The organism is Nonlabens xiamenensis, assembly GCF_003865345.1.
GTDB lineage: Bacteria > Bacteroidota > Bacteroidia > Flavobacteriales > Flavobacteriaceae > Nonlabens > Nonlabens xiamenensis.
The window spans coordinates 246,592-269,608 of the sequence record NZ_RMVE01000001.1; the positions used below are offsets into that span (position 1 = coordinate 246,592).

Genomic DNA, 23,017 nt, shown 5'->3' on the forward strand with positions numbered 1-23,017 from the left:
CCATGATTGACCAACACCTTAAATTCTTACTGGTCGAGGACGAAATTACCGACGCAGTGTTGATACAGCGCCAAATTGAAAAGTGCGTAGCTGGAACTGAAATCAGAGTGACAGATAAGCTCCTTTCTTTCCGACATGCCTTAAAAACATTTATTCCAGATATCGTGATGACTGATTATGATTTGGTTGGATTTAACGGAATCGACGTGATTAATAATTTAGAGGAGGTTTACCCCAATACACCTGTGATCGTTTGCACTGGGACCCTGAATAGCGAAGAGCTAGCCGCCAACATCATCTTAAAAGGTGCTGCTGGATTTCTTTTGAAGTCTGATATCAATAACCTTCACAAAAGGCTTGAACCCATTCTTAAGGAAGTACTGAACAACAAAAAGAAAATCTTTGCTCGCTTGGAAAAAGAACGTCAGCAAAGGGAAGAACTCAATAGAATCCACACCATTCTAAAGAATGCTGCTTCCGCAGATGAACAAGATGAAAAAACAAAGGAATATTACCAAAAGGCATTAACAGAAATTGCTGATCGTTTGCCCAGCATTATGAAATAAGCAAATTACCATGCTACAACAGCTGAGAGACGCTACCAGATCCATACACGATGAGTTGGAACAATTAAGCGGCGTAGATAAAATTATGGATCAAAGCATAGATAGGACAGGCTATGAAAGAATCCTGGAAGTTAATTACCATACCTATGCTACGGTGGAAAAAAAGATTGCCCCGTATTTATCGGTCCAACCCATTTCAAGCCGGATAGCAATGGATTTGAACCACCCTCCCTCAAATAATGCTGAGACGTTTAATTATCATCTTCATTCTAAAGATGAGGCCTTGGGCGCTAAATACGTACTGGAAGGGTCTATGTTAGGTGCGTCGTTAATAGCACGTGCACTGCAGGATTGCGTGAAGCTACAACCGCTATCAGAACAACATTTTTACAAAAAAGCGACCAAAGAGAGTATGGCAGATTGGCCGTCGCTGATGAATGAGCTGAAAGAGGTACCTTCTGATTCAGCACAGGCACAAGACATTATTACTGGTGCGCTGCGAACTTTCAATTTATTTAAAAGAAACTACTTACAGCTTCGAGCTTAACTAGGAAAAACTGAAATTTAATAATAGAAAAACGCCCCAAGTTTTACTGAGAAACTTGGGGCGTTTTTATTAATTAGTATAAGGAATTAGTCTGCCAAAACAATAGCTTTATTGTCCGTCATTTCCAACACTCCACCGGTGATTTGAAAATCAGTAGTCCCATCAACTTTTGTGAAACGAGCAGCGACGGCCTCGTCCAACTGGATATTTCCAAAGATCTTAACCGCTCCTTTAGTAAGTAAGGAAACCACAGGGGCGTGATTATCCAACATCTGGAACTGTCCGTTTACACCTGGAACCGATACAGACTCCACCTCACCGCTGAAAATGGTCATTTCTGGAGTAACGATTTCTAAAATCATAAATATGTTTTTAATGAATCTGCTTTAATCAAGAGCGCTTGGCCCCTTCATTCAGTTGGTATTGATGACGGATTAAGCCTCAGAAAGCATTTTTTCTCCAGCCTCAATCGCTTCCTCGATGGTTCCTTTAAGGTTAAAGGCACTTTCAGGAAGGTGATCCAACTCTCCATCCATAATCATGTTAAATCCTTTGATGGTATCTTTAATATCTACCAACACCCCTTTCAAACCTGTAAACTGCTCGGCCACGTGGAATGGCTGAGAAAGGAAACGTTGTACACGTCTAGCGCGGCTTACGGCAAGCTTATCTTCTTCGGATAATTCTTCCATACCTAAGATGGCAATAATATCCTGCAACTCTTTATAACGCTGCAACAATTCCTTAACGCGCTGTGCACAGTTATAATGGTCTGCACCTAAAATATCGGCAGTAAGGATACGAGAAGTAGAGTCTAATGGATCTACCGCTGGATAAATACCCAATTCGGCAATTTTACGAGACAATACAGTAGTAGCATCCAGGTGGGCAAAAGTAGTTGCTGGTGCCGGGTCCGTAAGGTCATCGGCAGGTACATAAACAGCCTGTACCGAAGTAATGGAACCTTTTTTAGTGGAAGTAATACGCTCCTGCATGGCACCCATCTCAGTAGCCAATGTAGGTTGGTAACCTACCGCAGATGGCATACGACCCAACAAGGCAGATACTTCAGAACCAGCTTGTGTAAATCTAAAGATATTATCTACAAAGAAAAGTACATCTTTTCCTTGTCCATCGCCAGCTCCATCACGGAAATACTCGGCAATAGTCAATCCAGAAAGTGCTACTCGAGCACGTGCTCCTGGCGGTTCATTCATCTGACCAAATACAAAAGTGGCCTTAGAATCCCTCATGACAGTTTTATCAACTTTTTTAAGATCCCAACCACCTTCTTCCATGGAATGCATAAAGTCATCACCATATTTGATGATTCCAGACTCTAACATTTCACGTAATAAATCGTTTCCTTCACGGGTACGTTCACCCACACCGGCAAATACCGAAAGTCCTCCGTGTCCCTTGGCGATGTTGTTGATTAATTCTTGAATCAATACCGTCTTACCTACACCTGCTCCACCAAAAAGTCCAATTTTACCCCCTTTGGCATAAGGCTCGATCAGATCAATTACTTTGATCCCTGTAAAAAGCACTTCGGTAGAAGTAGAAAGGTCCTCAAAGGCAGGTGCCTCACGGTGAATAGGAAGTCCATCCTGACCAGCTTTAGGAAGGTCACCCAAACCATCAATCGCATCTCCAATCACGTTAAACAAACGACCATATACATCATCACCAATCGGCATCTGAATCGGGCTACCTGTGGCAGTTACCGCAGTACCACGGCTCAAACCGTCAGTAGAATCCATGGATATCGTCCTTACCGTGCTTTCTCCAATGTGGGACTGTACCTCAAGTACGAGCAGGGATCCATCCTCTCTTTTGATTTCTAGGGAATCATAAATTTTGGGAAGTGCGCCTTTTGCACTGTCAAATGTTACATCTACCACCGGTCCGATGATCTGTGAAACGCTACCTGTAATCTGCGACATTGATATAATGTTTTAAAGCTTAAAAAGATACAGCTTTTGAGGGCTGTTTTTCGTGGCGCAAAGATACTGCATTCCTGTTTATAAAAACAGCGTGTTTTTTAATTTTTTTGGGAGATATAAATCCACCTGGATGAGTAAGACTTATAAAGTTTCATACCGTACTTTATCATAAAGGATAATCTCGCTTTCGCGAAAGCGGACACCCCCTGCAGCTGGTCTTAAGAAAATGAAAATTTACAGCTAATCAATCAGCACACCTTCCTGCTCCATGACGGGTAGCGTGGTGGTCTTGTTCTCGGAAATAGAGTAAGCGCTGGCTATATAAACTTTATCAAATAGCTGTTGCCCCACAAAATAGGTGAGTATGAATTCGTTTTCAAAGGCAAAGACTTCTTCCATGATCAATTCGACTTTGATGGCCGATTTTGCCGCTACTACCTTAAACGCATGTCTGAAGGTGGATGTTTTACGTCCATCTTTATGTTTGCCCCTACTCATGATCATGACTGATTCCAACGGCTCAGTGGTATTATTGATTAAATATACCACCCAATCGTGCGAGCTAAAATCATCGTTCCATTCCCTGACCACAGCGATATGGACATTTTTTACCTCTGGAATGTGAATATCCTTTTTCATGAATTTAATTACACAGCAATTTGTATTAACACAATACAGCCAATCATTTAAAGCTACTGGAAAGCCCTGTTAAATGGCACTAGAGAACTGTTTGAGGAATCGAACGTCATTCTCAAAGAACATGCGTATATCTCCGATTTGATACAGCAACATAGCAATGCGTTCCACTCCCATTCCAAAGGCAAATCCACTATACTCTTCTGGGTCAATTCCACAATTGGTAAGAACAGCCGGATCTACCATACCACAACCTCCAATTTCTAACCATCCGGTACCTTTGGTGATGCGATAATCGGTTTCAGTTTCCAGACCCCAAAAGATATCAATTTCGGCACTGGGCTCGGTAAATGGAAAATACGAAGGCCTTAACCTGATCTTTGACTTTCCAAACATTTCTTGGGTAAAGTAAAGTAAGGTTTGTTTCATATCAGCAAAACTAACTTCCTTGTCAATATAAAGTCCTTCTACCTGATGGAAGATACAATGCGCTCTGGCACTGATCGCTTCGTTCCTGAAAACTCTACCTGGTGAAATGGTCCTGATGGGAGGTTGGTGATCTTCCATATACCTTACCTGTACACTAGAAGTGTGGGTGCGCAACAAAACGTCAGGGTTGGTTTGGATAAAAAAAGTATCCTGCATATCTCTAGCCGGATGGTGTTCAGGAAGATTGAGCGCGGTAAAATTGTGCCAGTCGTCCTCGATTTCTGGACCCTCGCTTACATTAAAACCTATTCTTGAAAATACATCAATGATCTGGTTTTTTACAACCGATATAGGGTGCCTGCCTCCGATATTCATTGGTGTACCTGTACGGGTAAGATCACCGTGGATACCTGCCTCTTCTTGTTGAGACTCTAATCGGGACTTAAGATCTTCAACCTTTTCGGTGGCTTTTTGTTTGAGTTCATTGATCGCCTGACCAAACGCCTTCTTCTGGTCATTGGGCACTTCCTTAAATTGAGCAAAGAGTTGTTTAAGCAATCCCTTACTCCCTAAATATTCAATTCTGAAAGCCTCTATTTGTTCCTGTGAGTCTGCCTGAAAAGCAACCACCTTATCAATATGTTCTTTAACCTTATCCAGCATGATCCTGATTCTAAGTCGGCAAATTTAGTCAATTCCACCTGCTTTTGCAGTTAAAGGGCTTTCTTCTTTTCAATATCCAAATAGATGTATTGCATAAGAAAAAATACAGCCACCGCACCGAAGCAATGCCACAACCAATGGGTTCCCATATTTAGGAATGCCAGGTCGTACTTTTTATCCAGGGTCCTAAAGCCTACCGCCGTAAGGAAAGAAGCCACCGCAAAAGCAATGAACCGCATATTTTTCCAATTGTTTTTATAGGCATAAAATACAATCGGAAAGAGTACAGCTACTGCAGTTCCTATATAGCCAATAGATATGCGATATCCTTCTGGAAGTGAAACTACCCTCGGGATTACATTGAGGGCAAAGATACTAGCAATCACTAATAACTTACCCCAGAGACTTACAGGTAGCCTTAAAGCAAAATAAACCGCACAAGCTGCAAGTAAGAGAACAATGGGCACCCAATCTAACAACAGCCAAAACTCATGGCTACGGGTGGCATGATAAACAGTGCCTCCAATAAATCCGAAAAAGAATATGGGCATACAAGCTCTTAAAAACCAGTGCTTATGATTTGAACGATAAATCAGCCAACTGAAATAAAAGATGCACCCGAGAAAAACAAAATTGCTGGCTGTATTAAATGGCTCCACCGGAAAACGCCCCATTATCGTTTCCTTATAGATCGGCCCTGAATCACCAACTTCCTGAATGAATTTTAACAGCATTACTGCGTAGGATTAATCTGCTAAAATAAAGAATGCCTCACACATCAACCTACGAATCTTTAAAACAGTATTTTTTTTAACCAAAGGCATTCATTTACAGTTATTGAAATTCAGGCCCTTGGGCTTCCAGATTCATTTTCTTAATAACTACTTATAGGAAGGACTTGATCGTTTTGAATAAATTTATATGTTTGTCATCATGCAAGTTGGATCCTACATCTCCGAACTTTTATACCGACACGAATGTGTGGTTATTCCTGGTTATGGTGCGCTATTGTCCCGCAGGGTTCCTGCCCAGCATTTTGCCAGTAGCCATACCATTTACCCCCCAAAAAAAGGTTTAGGTTTTAACGCACAAATTACCCAAAACGATGGACTATTGGCCAATCATATAGCCTCCGTTAAGAATATTGGGTTTGATCAAGCGGTACAAGAGATTCGAGATTACGTAAGATTTTTGGATCAGGAAATTGAAGAGCATGGTTCAGTCACTATTCACAAAGTGGGTCGCTTCACGCGAAATAATGAGCAGGCACTTCAATTTACACCCATGTATCTGGTCAACTATCTTCCTGAAGCCTTTGGACTAAGCCTTCACGAGACTTATGCTATTGACAGATTGCCTTCCTCCCAAACACAAACTGCAACAGCCATAGAAAATGACGTCCTTGAGCAGCAAGCGGACAGCCCGGTAGTTACGTTAGAAACTCCTGCCACCCGATCTTCCGCCTGGATTAGAGTAGCCGCTGTTGGTGCTGTATTATTAGGAATAGGTTATTTAGGCGTGAACAGCTATCAAAAACAGCAACTAGACCAACAAGTTGCCGTAGAAAAAATGGCCCAAGAGCAATTACAATCAAGGATTCAAGAGTCGAGTTTCTTGATCAATACACCTCTCCCCAGTGTTGAAATTGAGGTATCACCATTGATTAAAAATTACCACATTGTGGCTGGTGCTTTCCGTGATCCCGCCAATGCTGATAAAAGGGTTCGTCAATTGCAGCGACAAGGCTATGACGCCAGGCGTATAGGTGTGAACCGATACGGATTGCACAACGTTGCTTTTTCTAGTTTTGTAGAACGCCATGATGCCATCAACGAATTGAATAAACTGCGCCAGCTTGGTTTTTCCCAGGCATGGTTGTTTACCGGTCAATTACCGCAAAAATAGATCCCATTCGATGCCTGCATCCCAGTCCCAGCTCCTTTTTGGAGCCCAAACCACGCGTACAAAATTTAGGCGACTTGAACCAGAAGATTTTGAGGTTTGGAAAGCGCTATTTGAGCTTCCAGATACCAGGAAATTCCTGGGCATGTCTTCTGGACTGACCAGCCAGCAGCAATGCGAAAAATGGTTTGAGATTTCATTTAATCGGTATAAGGAAGGCTTAAGCGGAATGAACGTCATGATAGACAAGGCCACTGGGAAATTTGTAGGGCAGTGCGGACTATTGATACAAACTGTTAATGGACAACCAAGACTGGAAGTCGGCTATTCTATTCATCCGGATTTTCATAGAAAAGGTTACGCCAAAGAGGCTGCTGTTTTCTTACGTGATTTGGCTTTTGAAAAATCCTATGACAAAGCATTTGGCAACAGTTTGGTCTCAGTGATTCATCACCAGAATCAAGGCTCCATCAATGTTGCCTTGCACAACGGAATGACAAGAGAAGCTGCTTATGAAGACGATAAGAACCCGGAATGTTTTGTGGTTTACTCCATCAGCAGGATAACCTGGGAGGAATTGAAAGCCAAAAGATAAGGTCTTAGGACCAAATTAATAACAACAGCTACAGAATTGCCTATTTTTACAATTCAAAATCAATCTATCATGGGGCTACTCATATTTTATGCACTTATTTCCATCATATTTTCTTTCTTATGCTCCATTCTTGAGGCGGTTTTACTAAGTATCAACCCCACTTTTATCAAGGTCAAAGAGCAGGAAGGTAAATCCTATATTCCCGCCTTGAAATCCTTAAAAGGAGATGTAGATAAACCTTTGATTGCCATACTGACGCTAAATACACTTGCGCATACTGTAGGAGCTATTTTAGTGGGTGTGCAGGCAGAAGCCTTGGTGGATGAGGGATACCAAGCCTATGTGTGGGGCATACCATTGGTCGGAGTTGTATCGGCTATTATGACGGTATTGATCCTCATTGTTTCTGAAATCATCCCTAAAACTATTGGTGCTACTTATTGGCAGAATTTGGCTGGATTCTCAACAAGGGCATTGAAAGCAATGATATGGCCACTGAAATGGACTGGAATACTTTGGTTCCTACAATTAACCACCAAGACCATCGGAAAGAGCGCACACATCAGCACCATGACCCGTGAGGAATTTGTTGCCATTACAGAAACCGCCGAAAAAGAAGGCGTTTTTGAACCTACTGAAGGTCAGTTTATCAAAAGCCTAATGAATTTTAATAAAATTAAGGTGAAAGATATCATGACGCCACGATCGGTTATGTTTATGGCTCCTCAATCAATGACCATTAAAGATTTCTTTAAAGAAAATCAAGACTTGAGATTTTCTAGGATTCCAGTGTTTGGTGCCAATCGCGACGACATCAAAGGTTATGTACTAAAAGACCATATTCTAGCTGATATAATTCACGACAAGCCTGCTGAAACACTGGAAGATTTAAGACGTGAAATCACTATGGTGCCAACCAATCTTCCGATCCCACTACTCTTTGAACGTATGATCAGTAGCAAGGAACACATGGCACTAGTAGTAGACGATTATGGAAGCGTTCAAGGAGTGGCAACTATGGAAGATGTAATTGAAACCATGTTAGGACTTGAAATCATGGATGAAAGCGATAACGTGGAGGACATGCAGTTATTGGCCAGGAAGAATTGGGAAAAACGCAGTACTTGGGCCAAAGAACAGGAGGGTTGATCAACTTAACTTCGGTAAAAATTGATGACCTCCTTCTGGTTTGAAACAGGTAAGATAACGCCATTGCGCAGCATATAACTTTGATCCGCCGCATTTAGGATTTCTTCATAATAATGGTCACTGATCATGATTCCTTTATGTTGCTTTTGCTGTTGTAAAATGGCATGAACTCTTTCTATCTGCAAGGGAGAAAGCATAGAAAATGGCTCATCCAACAACAAAAAGGGTTTATCGAGATAGATCACCAGCAAAAATTCCAGAAACCTGCGTTCGCCTACCGAAAGTTGACCTACCCTTGTAGAGTGAATCTTATGGATCAGGGGTTCGTACAGAACCTTATCTTGTTTTTCTACCGCTGGAAACCACATTTGCACCACATCTGTAACTTTGGGAGAACGCATCAAAAAAGGATCTTGAGGGAGGTAGCCGACCAATTGGTGACGATTCCGATTCCGTAAGTGAATACGCTCACCGTCGTGATAGGCCTCTGCTTTCGCTTTAAGCGAACCAAATATCAACTTCATTAAAGTGGACTTGCCCGCACCATTTCTGCCTAACAAACCATGGATTTTACCTTGATGTAAAGTCAGCTTGAACTCGCCCAATATTTTGGTGGATTGAAACAAGCCTAGATGACAGGAATGTAAATGAATATCAAGCCTGGACATATACGGAATAGAGATTGTACAACACTGCAGCAACCAACGCCCAGGTAAGATGTAACAAAAATGCGCTTCCAACACGGGATCCGAGTCCTACAGAGAGATTTTGGAACACGTATTCTTCCGGGCGGTGTAGCCATTTCTGGGCAAGTAGCCCCAGCAAAAAGCCACCCGTTAAAAAAACAATGATGGTATAATAAAAGGGTCGACCCAAGGCCAGCGTGCTCAAGCTCACACATAAATTATAAAACAAAACCCTCCAGGCATACCACATATGCAATTGGATATACTTCATTCCTGAATAGTCTCGAGAATTTCCTTATAAGTCTTATCATTATTGGGATGGGTCTCGAGGTATTCAAAAACTTCAGAAATAACACGCCTTGAGGCCCCAAGCTCTTCAAAAATTTGTACGTCCGCGCTCCAGTTGGCCAAATTACCTGTACGTTGAGCTAGCTCCTCAGACAATTGGTCTATTTTTTTAAGCTCCTGATAGCCTTGGGTATTTTTGAGTTTATTGATCTCTCCATAAAGATCTCCAAAAGTGAGTTTTTCCAACGTATTGTCCTTGGTCAGTTTCCGGAGCATGGAGGTAAGGCTTTCCAGCCTTCCAAAAAACTTAATATCAAAATCATCAATACCACAAGGCTTGAGTTTTTTTATCTCTCGTCTCAAGGCTTGTTCATCTTGTAAGCTCCCATCGAGCAAAAAATCAAGCTTTTGTTGTAGAACTGCCTCACAATCAGGATGGATGTTTTGTTGACCGCTCACCAACGATGTAGAAAACACACTGATGAATAAAAGCAAGAAAATTTTAAATGGTTTCATAAAGACAATAACGATTCAGTTACAAAGTTCGCATATTTCATGGCAAAGAAAATGCCAAAAGAATACAAGTCATGAAACAAATCAAAAGTCGATCAAATACACCGTAGTGATTAACGCCCGCCTTGAACAAAAAAGTACCTTCTCCTGCTATTGATCAGGACACCGATCTATTGGTGAGTCACTTCTCGAATTTTTACGGTATCTAACGCCTGAGACAGATCATAAATTAAATCTTCGTGGTTTTCTACTCCAATGGATAGACGCACCAGGGCGTCGGTGACTCCCATTTGTTCTTGATGTTCTTCAGCCACACCTGCATGGGTCATACTTTTGGGATGTTCAGCCAGGCTTTCAGTACCTCCCAAACTCACCGCCAGTTTGATCAATTGGAGCGAATTGAGGAACTGAAAAGCTTCTGACTCACCTCCACGAATATGGAAACTTACCATAGCGCCCGGACCAGAACATTGTCTTTCGAAAATCTCCCGGTCGCGGCTGCCTTGTTCCAACAAGCCCAAATAATTGATCTTCTCTACCTTGGGATGCTGCTTGAGGAAATCTGCAACGAGCACAGCGTTGGCCTGCATGGCTTCCATCCGAATTTTTAAGGTTTCCAGGCTGCGCAGCAACATCCATCCGGTATGTGGCGAGGCCATGTTACCTAAAAAGGTTCGCAAAGTTTTGACGCGTAGCATTAACTCGGCATTTCCCAGAACAGCTCCTGCAATCAAGTCACTATGTCCGCCTATATATTTTGTGGCGCTATAAAGGACTAAATCAGCTCCATGATCAAGGGGATGCTGCCACAATGGTCCCATATAGGTATTGTCCACGGCGATGCTCACCTTTTCTTCTGTAGGTATACGATCCACTACGCGTCTTACCATGGCAATATCGATCAATGCATTGGTAGGATTAGCAGGGGTTTCCAAATGAACATGAGCCAATTGCTGTGCCTTACCACTGGAAAGAATGGCTTGTTCAAGATCAGCCTCATCCATTTCAGAAGTGAAACCCAAGGTCTGGACACCAATTTTAGGAAGGAAATGATGGATAAAATGATCTGTTCCTCCATAGGTAGGCGAACTATACAGTAGCAGGTCTCCCGGCTTTAGAAACTCGAGTAGTACGGTAGAAATAGCACTCATACCGCTTTCAAAAACCGCACAGTCCTCAGCGCGATCCCATAATCTCAATCGGTTTTCAAGGATCTCCAGGTCAGGATTGTTGATGCGACTATAAATCAACCCCATTTCCTCCCCAGGCAACTTTTCACGTTTACCATAGGCCAACTCAAAATAAGATTTCCCTTCTTCTGCACTTTTAAATACAAAAGTGGATGTCAAAAAAATAGGGCATTTAATGGCCCCTTCAGAGAGTTCCGGCTTATAGCCATAAGACATCATTAAACTTTCAGGTTTCATGGAGCGATCCTTCATAATGGGCTGTTTTTCTAGATCAAAGAAGTGATTTTAGCATGCCTCCTTGACCAATGTTTTCAGGCGCGCAATTTACCATTTTTTAAAATTTCAAACGTTTTCGTAGTGTATATTTATTCGTTTTCATCGCATTTTTTCAACACTTCAATGGATAAATGCTATACCAAATGGGAATTGGTTAACTTTTTCTTAACTTAGTGTTCTAACCTCTAAAAAAACATTCATGGCCTATTCTACCCAACCCAAAGCTTGGTTTTGGATCCTGGCGATCATTTTTCTTTTGTGGAATCTTATAGGGCTTGGTGCCCTTACTAGAGAGCTATTTGCGCCTGAACAATTAACTGAAATGATGAACGAAGAGGAACTAGAACTGTATAATGCGCGACCCAGCTGGTATATTATCAATTATGCAATAGCTGTGCTTTCAGGTCTATTCGCTTGCCTGGCGTTGTTGTTTAAACGTAAGCTAGCTGTTATTCTTTCATTGATTTCTCTGTTTACCGTGTTGATCTCGACTGGGTACAACCTGTCTACTGGTACATGGGAAATCGTAAGTTTGTCAGAGAAAGTTTTCTTCGTATTGATTCCCGTGATGGCCATTTTACTTTGGTTATTTTGCCGTAGCGTGAACCAAAAGGGTTGGTTGAAATAAAGCCAGCCTTAAGTCTACGATTAAAAATTATTATAACCCGTATTCCCTGGCGACCCGAAAAGTATTGGCATGTGCTTCAATGATGGTTTTGATTTCTGGGGAGTAACCACCTCCCATACTGCATTGAACGGGAACCTTTTGCTGGTTTTTGGAGGTCGCTTTCGCGAAAGCGGAAAAAGCTAACTCATCCCTTTTTTTACAACCCTCCACACTCAATTCCAGCCGGCCGAGTTTGTCTGAAGCTAAAACATCAACACCACAGAGATAAAAAATAAAATCAGGCTGAACTTGGGCGATCAGGTCAGGTAAAGTGTGGCGCAGCTCTTTGAGGTAATATTCATCTCCAGAACCATCTGGAACAGCGATATCTAAATCTGAATTTTCTTTTTTAAAAGGGTAATTGCCTGCTCCGTGCATAGAAAAGGTGTACACGCTATCATCACCCTGAAAAATCTCTGCCGTGCCGTTGCCTTGATGGACATCCAGATCGACAATAAGAACTTGACTGACGTCGTGTTGGTGCTGCAACCAACGTGCCGCGATAGCTTGGTCATTCAGCAGACAAAATGCCTCACCGTGATCAGTATAAGCATGGTGGGTACCTCCTGCAATATTCATCGCCACGGAATGTATGAATGCCAACTCACAAGCCTCGATCGTTCCTTGGGCAATTAACAACTCCCGCTCTACCAATTCGGAGGTAAGTGGAAAACCCAATTTCCTGGCAGCACGACGATCCAAGGATAGATTTTTTAAATCGGCCAAATAACCAGGTTCATGAACCCTTAGGACATCCACCTCGGCACAGGGACGGCTGGGCTCAAAAAAATCTGCAGATTGTGCCGTGCCTTCATGTAACAATTGCTGGGGCAACAATTCATATTTGATCATGGGGAAACGATGGCCTTCTGGTAAAGGATGTTTGTAAATTGGATGATAGGCAATAGGAAACAAGAAGTATAATTTATGGCCTAAAGGTAAGTAGGAGTCGTCAACATCTTTACCAGGAATGGAACAATTTGGCCTGCTTATTTAATCACCCAATGCCAGTGCTTATCTTTACAAAAAAAAAGATGAAATTAAATCTCCTATTCGGTCTAACACTCTTTCTAGCTTTATTTGCCTGTAAACAATCAGAACCAGACACAGATCCCCAACTACAGGAACAGATCCAGCAATTTGAATCCATTAGAAATAAAGCCAATGAGGTCCACGACCAATTAATGTCGAAGATGTCAGAAATCTCAGCATTACGCAAGGCTTTAAATGATAATATTACAGACCAAAATAAGGAGGTGTATACTGGGGCTATCACTGAATTGAAAGAAGCACATGACGGAATGATGGAGTGGATGCAGGATTACAATAAAAAGTTTCCTTATGAATATAAAAATCCGACGACCAAAGCAGCCCTGGATAAAGATACACCTATACTTGCCCAAGAAGTTGACGAGATCGTTGATTTGAAAGAGCAAACGCTGGACGCTATAGAAAATGCCAAGCAATTACTTAAGGAGTAGTCCGATTTGTCCTCAATTTGATATGAAATATGTCATTGCAGCGATATATCGAAAACACCTTTCCTACATCTTCTCATGTATAATTTCTAAATTAGCCTAATGAATTGGTTGGACATTATTATTTGTATCATTCTGCTTATCGGTCTCTATAAAGGCTACCTCAATGGTTTCTTTATTGAGCTTACTTCGCTACTTGCATTGATCGCTGCAATTTACGGGTCCATCTATTTTTCCAATTATGCGGGCGATTGGTTGCGCAACCAAGTGGATTGGGATGAATCCTATATCACTCTGGCAGGTTTCGTGATCACCTTTATCGTCATCATCCTTGTGATCACTTATGTGGGCAAACTACTGACCAAGATTATCAAAACGGTCAATTTAAGCTTTATCAACAAGCTTGCGGGAGCCGCCTTCGGACTGGTAAAAATGGCTTTTCTGGCCAGCGTGGTGCTGATGTTTATCAATAGTGCCAGTGGGGAATTTCACATCATTGGTGAGAAAGTCAAAGAAGATAGTATTGTATACGAACACCTGGAACCCATTGCTCCGTTGCTCATGCCCAAGATCCTAGAAGAGGCCGATCGGGTCGATCGCAGTCTCAGGGGAGATGCAATTGATGATTCAGAAGAAGGGGGGATCAACACCTCAACACCTCAAGACACCATACCTACTCTCCCAGCTGAGCGCTGATAGGTAAATCAAATTACACACAACAATTTTAAAAAGCTGTTCTTTAGGTTTTTAAAAAATTGGCACGATTTTCGAAAACGTTGTAGTAACGATAAATATGTGGATTATGAAAAAATTTACTACACTATTAGGAGGTCTTGTATTGGCAACTTCATTGATCAGTTGTGAGGCGGATATTATAATTGGAGAGCCGATTCCAGCGGCAAGTTTAAATGAGGTATTGCTTTCCAAAGAAATTTGGTATGTGGATTTGAATGCTACACAGGGAACACCAAATACACCATTCATGACCAAAGCATTTACTTTGAGTTTTGATTTCGGCACTTTATACGCCAATAACAATCTAGTGGGGGTAGGAAGTGCAGGTGCCGGATTTGGGCTAGACGTGGGAACTTATGAAACTGTGGGTGACCAACTCGCTATTTATCATGATCTGGACGGTTTGCACGATTTTAGGGTAATTGTAAGAAATTATGATAGACTTGAGTTGCGTGACATTCACACTGGTACAAGATATTTTCTCGACGGCTATGATCGGGATAGTTTTGACTACGATCAGTTATTCTATGATAACATCCAATATTTTCTACAAGAATACCTTGCGTGGGAAAAGATATCAACCAGTCAGACTGGTGCATTGAACGAATTTGACAATGAAAATTACCTGCGTTTTATTCCAGGGAATATTGAGGATACCTTTGAAAGCTCCAAAGATCGTAATGGACTTTCTCCAGGAAATATCTATTGGGATTTCAGCGGTACTTATCTAGTTGAAGATCAGACCCCTGGAAGTATTAACAAGCAATTAACGTTGGGTTATGATTTTTTAGGCAATGATTTTTTCGATCTTTACATCCTCGATGATCGAACGATAGAATTATATCACTCGGCCAGCGGTACCACCTACCTTTTTAAAGGGCGTGGATACATAGCATTAAAAAATTCGGTTGAAAACGGCAAAGACCGTATGCTGGATTTCAAAAGAAGTAAAAAATAAAAGGTCGCTTCAATGTGATCGAAGATTTGGTTGGTTGGAAGCCGCCTGTTGAGCGTTCTTTGCTCGCAGGCGGTTTTTTTATTCTTGCAACCTACAATTGAAGACTTTCCCGCTTAGTGGTGGGTGGTATCACTATAATTTCTTCTTTTTCTAGGGCTGGACACTAGATACCGCTTTAAAAATAAGCTGTGGCATAGGTATTATTTGTAAAAATGCATTTCCTCTACATACTCTTGCACCTGATGATGCATAAAGTACCTTAAGTCTTTACCTTCAGCAATAGCATTCCTTATCATCGTCGAAGAGATTTCCATAATTGGGGCTTCAACCTTTGTGATATGAGCATGATTAATAAATTCTTCTGGCACCCGTCCAGATGAAATCCTCGGATACACATATATCTGATACTCCTCTAGTATGAACTGGTAGTTTTTCCATTTATGCAGACTCTTAAGATTGTCCTCTCCCATGATCAGGGCAAAGGATTTATCAGGGTATTTCTCACTGAGATGCGCTAACGTATGAACAGTATAATTGGGTTGTGGCAATCCAAACTCAATATTACTGGCCTTGATTTTCATGTAATCATCTGTAGCCAAATGGACCATGTGTAAACGCTGGTAATCGTCGAGCAGGGTCTTTTTCTTCTTGTGGGGATTGTGTGGGGTTACCACCATCCAAATTTCATCCAGATCACTGTTTTCTACCAAAAAGTTAGCGATAGCCAAATGGCCGATATGGATGGGATTAAAAGTCCCAAAGTACAATCCTATCCTATTCTTCTTCGTCACGCTCCACTTTTTTATTGATAAAGTCCTTTACGGTTTGATAAGCCTGAGCCTTGGCGATATCAAGATCATCATTCTTTATGATCACGTCAAATTGGGGAGCTGTCGCCATCTCTGTGCTGGCTTTGGCCACTCGCATAGCAATTTTTTCAGGAGATTCAGTTTTACGCTGTTTTAAGCGAATCTGTAATTCATTGATGCTGGGCGGTTTCACAAATATAGCAATGGTGCGGTGAGGAAATTTTTTCTTGAGCCTCAGCCCACCTACAACATCAATATCAAAAATCACATTTTTACCTTCTGCCCAGAGGCGTTCTACTTCTTGCTTGAGCGTTCCATAAAATTGATCGCGGTAAACCTCTTCAAATTCTAGAAAATCATTGGCTTTTATTCTGTTCTTAAATTCCTTGATCCCAAGAAAATAATAGTCCTTACCTTCAATTTCACCTGCTCTGGGTTCCCTGGAGGCTGCACTAATAGAAAAGGCGAGGTTCAATTCGGGTTGTTTCAGTAAATGCCGCACCAATGTAGTTTTACCGGCACCAGAAGGCGCGCTAAAAACGATAAGTTTGGGAATAGCTTCCATTAGAGTACGTTCAATAATTGTTCCTTAACTTTTTCCAACTCGTCTTTCATCTGCACGACCATTTGTTGCATGCCTGCGTGGTTGGCCTTGCTTCCTATCGTATTAATTTCCCTTCCAATTTCTTGAGATATAAAAGCCAATTTCTTTCCGTGAGCCTCCTCGGCATCCATAGTGGAGATAAAGTAATCCAGATGGTTTTCCAGACGCACCTTCTCCTCTGTTATATCATATTTTTCTAGGTAATAGATCAATTCCTGTTCAAACCTGTTTTCATCCACTCGTTCTTTGATCTCGGAAACTGCTTTTTCTAACCTTGTGCGTATCTCAGCAAGGCGTTCTCGATCCTCTTCAATCACTTCTTGGAGCAAGACTTTGATATTGGTGATGCGTTTATTAAACTCCATCTGAAGGACACTTCCCTCCTCTTTCCGATATTTGACAACCGCAAGCAGTGCCTCAGCGGCAACTTTTTTGATGATGTCCATATCTTCCTCTGTAGGTTCGGTAGCTGGGGTAGCAATGACATCAGGGAAGCTGCTAGCTATTTTTAGTAAAGCCAAACGATCGTCTTCCAGGGAAACACCCTTTATATCAGCCAGCTGTTGAATATAGGTTTCTAAAGCATCTATATTGAGTTGGGTGATTCCATTTCCTCCGTTATTTTCAATATGTACGGCCAGATCCACCTTACCACGATGAAGGTTTTGTGCAGCGATTTTTCGCAATGGAAGCTCAAGCGATTTGAATGAATTCGAAATTCGGATATTTAGATCCAGATTTTTACTGTTGAGTGTGCGGATCTCGCAGGTAATTTTTTTATCTGCTAACTGTTGGACGGCTTTCCCAAAGCCCGTCATTGAAATGATCATTCCCTATACTTTAGGCGACAAAGATAAGGAACTCACATAACTAGGTTTTACACCTAGGACAACTGTTCGTTTTCAAGAAGTTTACCTCTCAACCTGCTCAAAGACTGTTGCCTGATACCCAAAAATGAAGCGATTTCTTTTAAGGGTAAACGATCTACGATAGGTTGGTAGCGTTCAATAAATTTAACATATCTGGTTGTGGCATCATGACTGATCATTCGTGATTTCTCATCCAACATCGCATGGTAACGCTTGAGCATAATAGTATGAAATGCGGGGGAAAGCCCAGAATAAAGTTTGCTCATATATTCAAAATCCTGGTATTTGAAACACAGAACTTCACCAGCCTCAACGCATTCAATTTGAAGATCAGAAGGCTTTTGATCCACAAAACTGTACATGGATGTCATGACATTGCCATCAGCTACAAATCTTACGGTATGCATCTTACCAAACTCGTCCATGATACTACCTTTCAGTATACCTTTTTTTACGATATAAATACTGTCAGCAATTTCACCCAGGTGCAAGAGAATTTGCTTTTTTCTTACCTTCATGACTTCCAGCATACCAAATATTTCATTGGCATATTCCAAGGAGGGTTTGTCTCCATCTCCTGTCAAATCATGTAAAAACGATGGTAGTTCCATAAACAATTGTTAAAGGTGTTTTGTTTTAACGGTGGGTAAATATCGCGTAAATGATAGTTTTAAACAAAGATTTGACTAAATACAATGTGAAGTGTTTCATTTTATCGCTCAAAAACACTTTGGTAATTCCGCAAAAAGCTGATTTTAAAAGACCAACAACACCAAAGATCAATAGTTTTGAAAAAATTTTTATGCAAAGTTTAGATTTAGCCTCCTTTACTTGAAAATACACTCGATAACACCGATAAGATTCTATAATCAGCCATAAAATCCAGCAGAAGCTGTTATTTTGCAGATATGCAGCACAGTTTGTTATCTACCAAACATCTAACAGCTAGTCAGCGGGAACTTGTCCTTAACAGTGGCTTGGGATTGGTAGATTATGACATTCTGAAAATCCACCAACTGGACAACTACCAGCCACCCTCCCATCAACATTTGATCATTACTAGTTCCAACGCCATCCCTGGTTTAAAGGCGGTATTTGGGATTCATCATAAGGTTTATTGTGTCGGCCAACAAACGGCATCCAAATTACAAGAGATGGGCGTTGCGCCGGTGTACACTGCCAACAATGCCAAGGACCTGGCTGAATACCTCATCCACCAACAAAAAGATCAATCTTTTAGTTATTTGTGCAGCCCACAGCGCAGGAAAGAGTTACCTGATTTGTTGCAAGCTGCAGGAATTACGTTGGAGGAGCTTTTTGTTTATGAATCTGTTGCCGTCATGAAAAGCTTTGATCGTATTTTTGCAGCGGTTACTTTCTATAGTCCTCGTGGAGTGGACGCTTTCGCGAAAGCGAACCCCCACGACAGCAAAGCTATCGCCATTTGCATAGGCCATACCACTGCAGCCAAGGCTAGAGAATATTATGATCAAGTCGTGGTCGCCCGCCTCCAGAGCGTGGAGAACACCTTGGTAACCGCCATAAAAGCATTGCGCACATGATTAAAAATGACCTTTTTTTAAGAGCCTTAAGGGGGGAAACGGTGGAAAGGCCACCGGTATGGATGATGAGACAAGCGGGAAGATACCTTCCCGACTTTATGAAACTCAAGGAAAAATACGACTTCTTTACCCGATGCCGCACACCTGAACTGGCGACTGAAATAACCGTTATGCCGATCGATCAGATTGGTCCAGATGCTGCCATCCTCTTTTCAGATATACTGGTCATTCCGCAGGCCATGAATATAGATGTGGAAATGAGACCTGGGGTAGGTCCGTGGTTGCCTGAACCCATACGCAACACCAAAGACCTGAACAAGGTAGTTGTTCCCGATGTTAAAGACGCATTAAGCTATGTGTTTGAAGCGATCGACATGACCAAAAAGGTATTGGACGGTCGTGTACCATTGATTGGCTTTGCAGGATCGCCTTGGACGATTTTGTGTTATTGTGTCCAAGGTCAGGGCAGCAAAAATTTTGACAAAGCCAAGGAATTTTGCTTTACGCAACCCGAAGCTGCGCACGAACTACTGCAGCGCATCACCGATACCACCATTGCTTATTTAAAGGAGAAAGTGGCTCATGGCGTGGATGCAGTTCAGGTATTTGACTCCTGGGGAGGGATGCTTTCCCCTACGGACTATCAAGAGTTTTCCTGGAAATATATACAGCAAATCGTGGATGCCCTCAAAGCCCATACAGAGGTAATTGTATTTGGGAAAGGTTGTTGGTTTGCCCTGAATGATATGTCCAAAAGTGGGGCGAGCGCCCTGGGTGTGGATTGGACTTGTAGCGCACGAAATGCCCGTTACCTCACCGGAGGTGAAATTACCCTACAAGGGAACTTTGATCCTTCACGACTATTTTCGCCACCGAGCGAAATCAAAAAAATGGTGACGACAATGATTAATGAATTTGGGAAAGATAGATTTATCGCCAATCTAGGCCATGGTATTTTGCCCAATATACCCGTAGAAAACGCACAGGCATTTGTGGATGCCGTTAAAGAGTACAACGCATAAAGAACATCATTTATGTTTAAAAATATCCTCAAAGGACTTTCTGCCTACCGACAAAGCCTGGCTTTGATCAACGAGTTGCGCTTATGGAAGTACTTTTTGGTCCCCATGGCGATCAGCCTGCTCTTTGGTGGTGTAATTTTTCTTTGTGTATACGGTCTCAGCGACAATATTGGCAGGGGAATCGCCCACATATGGTTCTGGGAATGGGGAAAGGAGGCTTTTCTGGAAGTCTCGACCTGGTTGGGGGCGTTGATCATTTTAATTCTGGGATTTATTCTTTACAAACACGTGGTGATGGCCTTGAGTGCACCCTTTATGTCACCGGTATCTGAACGTATAGAAAAACATCTTTTTCCTGAATTGCACGAGGATATTAAACATCGCAATACTAGTAATACCCAACAATTGATACGAGGTCTGCGGATCAACGTCCGCAACCTGATCTATGAGATTTGTATCACGCTACCTCTACTGGTGCTCTCTTTTGTACCTGGAGTCAATTTTGCGGCAACGCCACTCAGTTTCCTGGTTCAATCTTATTATGCAGGTTTTGGGAATATGGATTACACGTTGGAAAGACATTTCAGCTATCGGGAGAGTGTCAATTTTGTGAAACAATCCAGAGGATATGCGATCGGAAATGGTATTGTCTTCATGGCCATGTTATTTATCCCAGTGATTGGCATCATCTTGGTATTGCCCATTTCTGTAACCGCTGCCAGTAAAAGCACTCTTGAATTGTTACGGGAACGCAAACTCTTGCTGGAATCGCAAAACGATATTACCACAACCCAAAAGATCGACTCTTGAAAGACGTTTTTCACGCTTATATCATCGACCTCCAGAACCGGATTACCTCAGCTCTTGAAGACCTGGACGGCCAGGCTAGATTTCACGAGGACCAGTGGCACAGGGAGGAAGGTGGTGGCGGATTCTCTAGGGTGATCCAAAACGGCAACCTATTTGAAAAAGGCGGAGTCAATATCAGTGCCGTTCACGGGCCTCTACCTCAGGCCATGCAATCTTATTTCAATGTAGGAAAGGTGGATTTCTATGCGACCGGACTTAGCCTAGTCATTCATCCCAAGAATCCGATGGTGCCAACTGTTCATGCTAATTTCAGGTATTTTGAAATGTATGATGAAAACGGAACAACAGTAGATTCCTGGTTTGGCGGCGGGCTGGATTTAACACCTTATTATTTGTTTGAGGAAGATGCACGTCATTTCCATAGCACCTGTAAAATGGTTTGTGATCGTCATCCAATAGCAGATTATCAGACCTTCAAGGATAAATGTGACGCTTATTTTCACAACAGCCATCGTGATGAAGCCCGGGGAATTGGCGGTCTCTTTTATGATTATTGCCGCGCAGATGAGCGATTTACCATGAACGACTGGCTGGCGTTCCAACAGGATATGGCGGATCATTTTTTGGAGGCCTATATACCGATTGTCAAGAAACGTATGGACCTGAATTATACAGAGGCACAACGGGAATGGCAGGAAATACGCAGGGGCAGGTACGTAGAGTTTAACCTTGTCCACGATAAGGGAACTTTATTTGGTTTAAAAACCAACGGCCGTATTGAAAGTATTTTGATGAGTTTACCTCCCAAGGTACAATGGGTCTACGACCATCATCCCGAAGCCGGCAGTGAGGAAGAAAAATTATTGCAGGTTTTGAAACATCCCAAAAACTGGGTGTAAACCTAGTGCAAAACTTTTAGCACTTAATGCTCACCATTTACTAGGTGAGTCAATAAGTTGAATTGTAAAAATACACCAGTATCCCGAGAACAATCAACACGCCTAGAATCGCTAAAAATATCTTCCAAAAAGAATAGGGTCGCGAGCCATGTATCGTACCGGTCTGACCATTGACATAAAAATTGTAGCGCTTCCCATTGAACTTATACGAACTAATATACACTGGTAAAAGAATGTGTTTGAAGGTTTCTTCACTCAAGCGCATGTCGATATGATGCACCCTTTGTGTATCACCGCCAATATCCCGTCTGGCCCAACTGGCCGCAATTTGCCTGGCTTGATCCACCGCCATTAAATGACCATCCTTTAAAGGAATGGTATATTTTTCTGTGACATAACCCGCTAGAAATCTGGTGTCAAAGGTTTTGAGTTCCTTGAGGTTCCAGTGGGCAATTTTAACTGGAATTTTTCCTCCGTTTTGTTGTGAAGCGCCGACCAATGTATCGTCAACAAAGCCATCGACTTTCCCATGCGCTGGATACCATCTGGTACGTCGCTCTCTTACGGTTCGTCGATTTTTACCCGATCCGACTGTTTTGGTGACATAATAATGCTCTCCGCGCTCCCCTCGGTAATCTGCATCCAGCTGCGCATCAAAAGTCCAATACGGGATATACAGCCCCTTGGTATTCTCTGCACTTAGGCTAGCGCGTTGTAAGTTGTTAGGAGCCCACCACAGACCTGCGACCCATTTTTTAAATATCTGATGGGCCTTGGCCTGGTCAAAGGAAAACGGTACCACCGCTCCAGGAAGGATCCATTCATCCTTATAAGCATCTTCTACAATCAACGGCATGGTACAATACACACAATGCAAGGATTTGTAGTTCTCCTCTATATGCTGATTGGCCCCACAGTTGTCACAGTGCAACATGGTTATTTCCATGGCATGAGACTGAGCGCCCATCTGCTGTAAATACTGATTGAGTTCCAACTCCTGGAATGGCTGACCAGCTGATTCAATAACCTCTTTATGGCCACAATAATCGCAGGTGATCAAATCTGTACCTGGAGCATAGGTCAGTTCTGCCCCACAGTTGATGCAGGACTTTTTACGTTCAGATTTGAGTTGGGGCTCGGTATTCAAGGCAATTAAAATAAAATGATGATTCTGCAAGCATTAATAAGCTAATGCAGCATCGAATCGCTATCCACCTA

At 42.1% G+C, this 23,017-nt stretch carries 28 protein-coding genes; 13 read left to right on the top strand and 15 right to left on the bottom strand.

Annotated features, from left to right (window positions below; translation table 11 throughout):
- The first annotated feature begins 2 nt into the window (after positions 1 to 2).
- Both EGM47_RS01100 and EGM47_RS01105 read left to right on the top strand, forming a co-directional pair.
- Complete coding sequence (locus EGM47_RS01100) at positions 3 to 566, top strand: response regulator (RefSeq protein ID WP_124978924.1); 564 nt, start codon at positions 3 to 5, stop codon at positions 564 to 566.
- Positions 567 to 576: 10 nt separating this feature from the next.
- Complete coding sequence (locus EGM47_RS01105; protein WP_124978925.1) at positions 577 to 1,113, top strand: biliverdin-producing heme oxygenase; 537 nt, start codon at positions 577 to 579, stop codon at positions 1,111 to 1,113.
- Between the two features lie 86 nt (positions 1,114 to 1,199).
- Here EGM47_RS01105 and EGM47_RS01110 read toward each other — a convergent pair whose 3' ends face one another.
- The 5 genes from EGM47_RS01110 to EGM47_RS01130 form a co-directional block, all read right to left on the bottom strand.
- Positions 1,200 to 1,475: a F0F1 ATP synthase subunit epsilon gene (locus tag EGM47_RS01110; protein WP_124978926.1), complete on the bottom strand. Its 276-nt coding sequence runs from the start codon at positions 1,473 to 1,475 to the stop codon at positions 1,200 to 1,202.
- A 72-nt stretch (positions 1,476 to 1,547) separates the two neighbouring features.
- Positions 1,548 to 3,059 (bottom strand): F0F1 ATP synthase subunit beta, encoded by a 1,512-nt coding sequence (atpD, locus tag EGM47_RS01115; RefSeq protein ID WP_124978927.1) that lies wholly within the window; start codon positions 3,057 to 3,059, stop codon positions 1,548 to 1,550.
- A 240-nt stretch (positions 3,060 to 3,299) separates the two neighbouring features.
- Positions 3,300 to 3,698 carry a hypothetical protein gene (locus tag EGM47_RS01120; protein WP_124978928.1) on the bottom strand — a complete coding sequence of 133 codons (399 nt, stop codon included), beginning with the start codon at positions 3,696 to 3,698 and terminating at the stop codon, positions 3,300 to 3,302.
- Positions 3,699 to 3,767: 69 nt separating this feature from the next.
- On the bottom strand, positions 3,768 to 4,787 hold the full coding sequence (gene pheS, locus EGM47_RS01125) for a phenylalanine--tRNA ligase subunit alpha (protein ID WP_124978929.1): 1,020 nt from the start codon (positions 4,785 to 4,787) through the stop codon (positions 3,768 to 3,770).
- Between the two features lie 50 nt (positions 4,788 to 4,837).
- Positions 4,838 to 5,338, bottom strand: a complete 501-nt coding sequence (locus tag EGM47_RS01130) for a hypothetical protein (RefSeq protein ID WP_240642049.1) — start codon at positions 5,336 to 5,338, stop codon at positions 4,838 to 4,840.
- A gap of 370 nt (positions 5,339 to 5,708) precedes the next feature.
- Here EGM47_RS01130 and EGM47_RS01135 point away from each other — a divergent pair, with 370 nt between their 5' ends.
- The 3 genes from EGM47_RS01135 to EGM47_RS01145 all read left to right on the top strand — a co-directional run bounded on the left by EGM47_RS01135 (position 5,709) and on the right by EGM47_RS01145 (position 8,433).
- Positions 5,709 to 6,692: an HU domain-containing protein gene (locus EGM47_RS01135; protein ID WP_240642059.1), complete on the top strand. Its 984-nt coding sequence runs from the start codon at positions 5,709 to 5,711 to the stop codon at positions 6,690 to 6,692.
- A gap of 10 nt (positions 6,693 to 6,702) precedes the next feature.
- Positions 6,703 to 7,284 carry a GNAT family N-acetyltransferase gene (locus tag EGM47_RS01140; protein WP_124978931.1) on the top strand — a complete coding sequence of 194 codons (582 nt, stop codon included), beginning with the start codon at positions 6,703 to 6,705 and terminating at the stop codon, positions 7,282 to 7,284.
- A gap of 69 nt (positions 7,285 to 7,353) precedes the next feature.
- The gene (locus tag EGM47_RS01145; RefSeq protein WP_124978932.1) at positions 7,354 to 8,433 is read left to right on the top strand and encodes a CNNM domain-containing protein; all 1,080 of its coding nucleotides are present in this window, start codon (positions 7,354 to 7,356) and stop codon (positions 8,431 to 8,433) included.
- A gap of 5 nt (positions 8,434 to 8,438) precedes the next feature.
- Here EGM47_RS01145 and EGM47_RS01150 read toward each other — a convergent pair whose 3' ends face one another.
- The 4 genes from EGM47_RS01150 to EGM47_RS01165 all read right to left on the bottom strand — a co-directional run bounded on the left by EGM47_RS01150 (position 8,439) and on the right by EGM47_RS01165 (position 11,362).
- The gene (locus EGM47_RS01150) at positions 8,439 to 9,101 is read right to left on the bottom strand and encodes an ATP-binding cassette domain-containing protein (RefSeq protein ID WP_124978933.1); all 663 of its coding nucleotides are present in this window, start codon (positions 9,099 to 9,101) and stop codon (positions 8,439 to 8,441) included.
- Complete coding sequence (locus tag EGM47_RS01155) at positions 9,088 to 9,390, bottom strand: hypothetical protein (protein ID WP_124978934.1); 303 nt, start codon at positions 9,388 to 9,390, stop codon at positions 9,088 to 9,090. Before EGM47_RS01155 ends, EGM47_RS01150 begins: the two co-directional genes overlap by 14 nt.
- Positions 9,387 to 9,923, bottom strand: a complete 537-nt coding sequence (locus tag EGM47_RS01160; RefSeq protein WP_124978935.1) for a hypothetical protein — start codon at positions 9,921 to 9,923, stop codon at positions 9,387 to 9,389. The genes EGM47_RS01155 and EGM47_RS01160 overlap by 4 nt, the downstream gene beginning before the upstream one ends.
- 167 nt (positions 9,924 to 10,090) lie before the next feature.
- Positions 10,091 to 11,362, bottom strand: coding sequence for a cystathionine gamma-synthase family protein (locus EGM47_RS01165; protein ID WP_124978936.1), 1,272 nt, complete (start codon positions 11,360 to 11,362; stop codon positions 10,091 to 10,093).
- 223 nt (positions 11,363 to 11,585) lie between these two features.
- Here EGM47_RS01165 and EGM47_RS01170 point away from each other — a divergent pair, with 223 nt between their 5' ends.
- Positions 11,586 to 12,014 carry a hypothetical protein gene (locus tag EGM47_RS01170; RefSeq protein WP_124978937.1) on the top strand — a complete coding sequence of 143 codons (429 nt, stop codon included), beginning with the start codon at positions 11,586 to 11,588 and terminating at the stop codon, positions 12,012 to 12,014.
- Between the two features lie 30 nt (positions 12,015 to 12,044).
- Here the strand turns inward: EGM47_RS01170 and EGM47_RS01175 are convergent, their stop codons facing one another.
- Positions 12,045 to 12,968 carry a histone deacetylase family protein gene (locus tag EGM47_RS01175; RefSeq protein ID WP_124978938.1) on the bottom strand — a complete coding sequence of 308 codons (924 nt, stop codon included), beginning with the start codon at positions 12,966 to 12,968 and terminating at the stop codon, positions 12,045 to 12,047.
- Between the two features lie 119 nt (positions 12,969 to 13,087).
- On the opposite strand from EGM47_RS01175, the gene EGM47_RS01180 reads away from it, so the two are divergent.
- From EGM47_RS01180 to EGM47_RS01190, 3 genes are all read left to right on the top strand, one after another.
- Positions 13,088 to 13,534 (top strand): hypothetical protein, encoded by a 447-nt coding sequence (locus EGM47_RS01180; RefSeq protein ID WP_124978939.1) that lies wholly within the window; start codon positions 13,088 to 13,090, stop codon positions 13,532 to 13,534.
- Between the two features lie 99 nt (positions 13,535 to 13,633).
- Positions 13,634 to 14,227, top strand: a complete 594-nt coding sequence (locus tag EGM47_RS01185) for a CvpA family protein (protein ID WP_124978940.1) — start codon at positions 13,634 to 13,636, stop codon at positions 14,225 to 14,227.
- A 106-nt stretch (positions 14,228 to 14,333) separates the two neighbouring features.
- Positions 14,334 to 15,224, top strand: coding sequence for a nicotinic acid mononucleotide adenyltransferase (locus EGM47_RS01190; RefSeq protein WP_124978941.1), 891 nt, complete (start codon positions 14,334 to 14,336; stop codon positions 15,222 to 15,224).
- A gap of 200 nt (positions 15,225 to 15,424) precedes the next feature.
- Here EGM47_RS01190 and nadD read toward each other — a convergent pair whose 3' ends face one another.
- Genes nadD through EGM47_RS01210 form a run of 4 tightly spaced genes read right to left on the bottom strand, consistent with a single transcriptional unit; the run spans position 15,425 to position 18,117 of the window.
- On the bottom strand, positions 15,425 to 16,015 hold the full coding sequence (gene nadD, locus EGM47_RS01195; RefSeq protein WP_124978942.1) for a nicotinate (nicotinamide) nucleotide adenylyltransferase: 591 nt from the start codon (positions 16,013 to 16,015) through the stop codon (positions 15,425 to 15,427).
- Positions 15,999 to 16,598 carry a guanylate kinase gene (gene gmk / locus EGM47_RS01200; protein ID WP_124978943.1) on the bottom strand — a complete coding sequence of 200 codons (600 nt, stop codon included), beginning with the start codon at positions 16,596 to 16,598 and terminating at the stop codon, positions 15,999 to 16,001. The genes nadD and gmk overlap by 17 nt, the downstream gene beginning before the upstream one ends.
- Positions 16,598 to 17,467 (bottom strand): YicC/YloC family endoribonuclease, encoded by an 870-nt coding sequence (locus tag EGM47_RS01205; RefSeq protein WP_124978944.1) that lies wholly within the window; start codon positions 17,465 to 17,467, stop codon positions 16,598 to 16,600. Before EGM47_RS01205 ends, gmk begins: the two co-directional genes overlap by 1 nt.
- A 53-nt stretch (positions 17,468 to 17,520) precedes the next feature.
- The gene (locus tag EGM47_RS01210) at positions 17,521 to 18,117 is read right to left on the bottom strand and encodes a Crp/Fnr family transcriptional regulator (protein WP_124978945.1); all 597 of its coding nucleotides are present in this window, start codon (positions 18,115 to 18,117) and stop codon (positions 17,521 to 17,523) included.
- A gap of 297 nt (positions 18,118 to 18,414) precedes the next feature.
- Between EGM47_RS01210 and EGM47_RS01215 the strand changes: the two genes are divergently transcribed.
- Genes EGM47_RS01215 through hemF form a run of 4 tightly spaced genes read left to right on the top strand, consistent with a single transcriptional unit; the run spans position 18,415 to position 21,799 of the window.
- On the top strand, positions 18,415 to 19,068 hold the full coding sequence (locus EGM47_RS01215) for a uroporphyrinogen-III synthase (protein ID WP_124978946.1): 654 nt from the start codon (positions 18,415 to 18,417) through the stop codon (positions 19,066 to 19,068).
- Complete coding sequence (gene hemE / locus EGM47_RS01220) at positions 19,065 to 20,090, top strand: uroporphyrinogen decarboxylase (protein ID WP_124978947.1); 1,026 nt, start codon at positions 19,065 to 19,067, stop codon at positions 20,088 to 20,090. Before EGM47_RS01215 ends, hemE begins: the two co-directional genes overlap by 4 nt.
- Positions 20,091 to 20,102: 12 nt before the next feature.
- Complete coding sequence (locus tag EGM47_RS01225) at positions 20,103 to 20,900, top strand: EI24 domain-containing protein (protein ID WP_124978948.1); 798 nt, start codon at positions 20,103 to 20,105, stop codon at positions 20,898 to 20,900.
- Positions 20,897 to 21,799, top strand: a complete 903-nt coding sequence (hemF, locus tag EGM47_RS01230) for an oxygen-dependent coproporphyrinogen oxidase (RefSeq protein WP_124978949.1) — start codon at positions 20,897 to 20,899, stop codon at positions 21,797 to 21,799. Before EGM47_RS01225 ends, hemF begins: the two co-directional genes overlap by 4 nt.
- 49 nt (positions 21,800 to 21,848) lie before the next feature.
- On the opposite strand, the gene EGM47_RS01235 is transcribed toward hemF, so the two are convergent.
- On the bottom strand, positions 21,849 to 22,946 hold the full coding sequence (locus EGM47_RS01235; protein ID WP_124978950.1) for a DNA helicase PriA: 1,098 nt from the start codon (positions 22,944 to 22,946) through the stop codon (positions 21,849 to 21,851).
- Positions 22,947 to 23,017 lie beyond the last annotated feature (71 nt).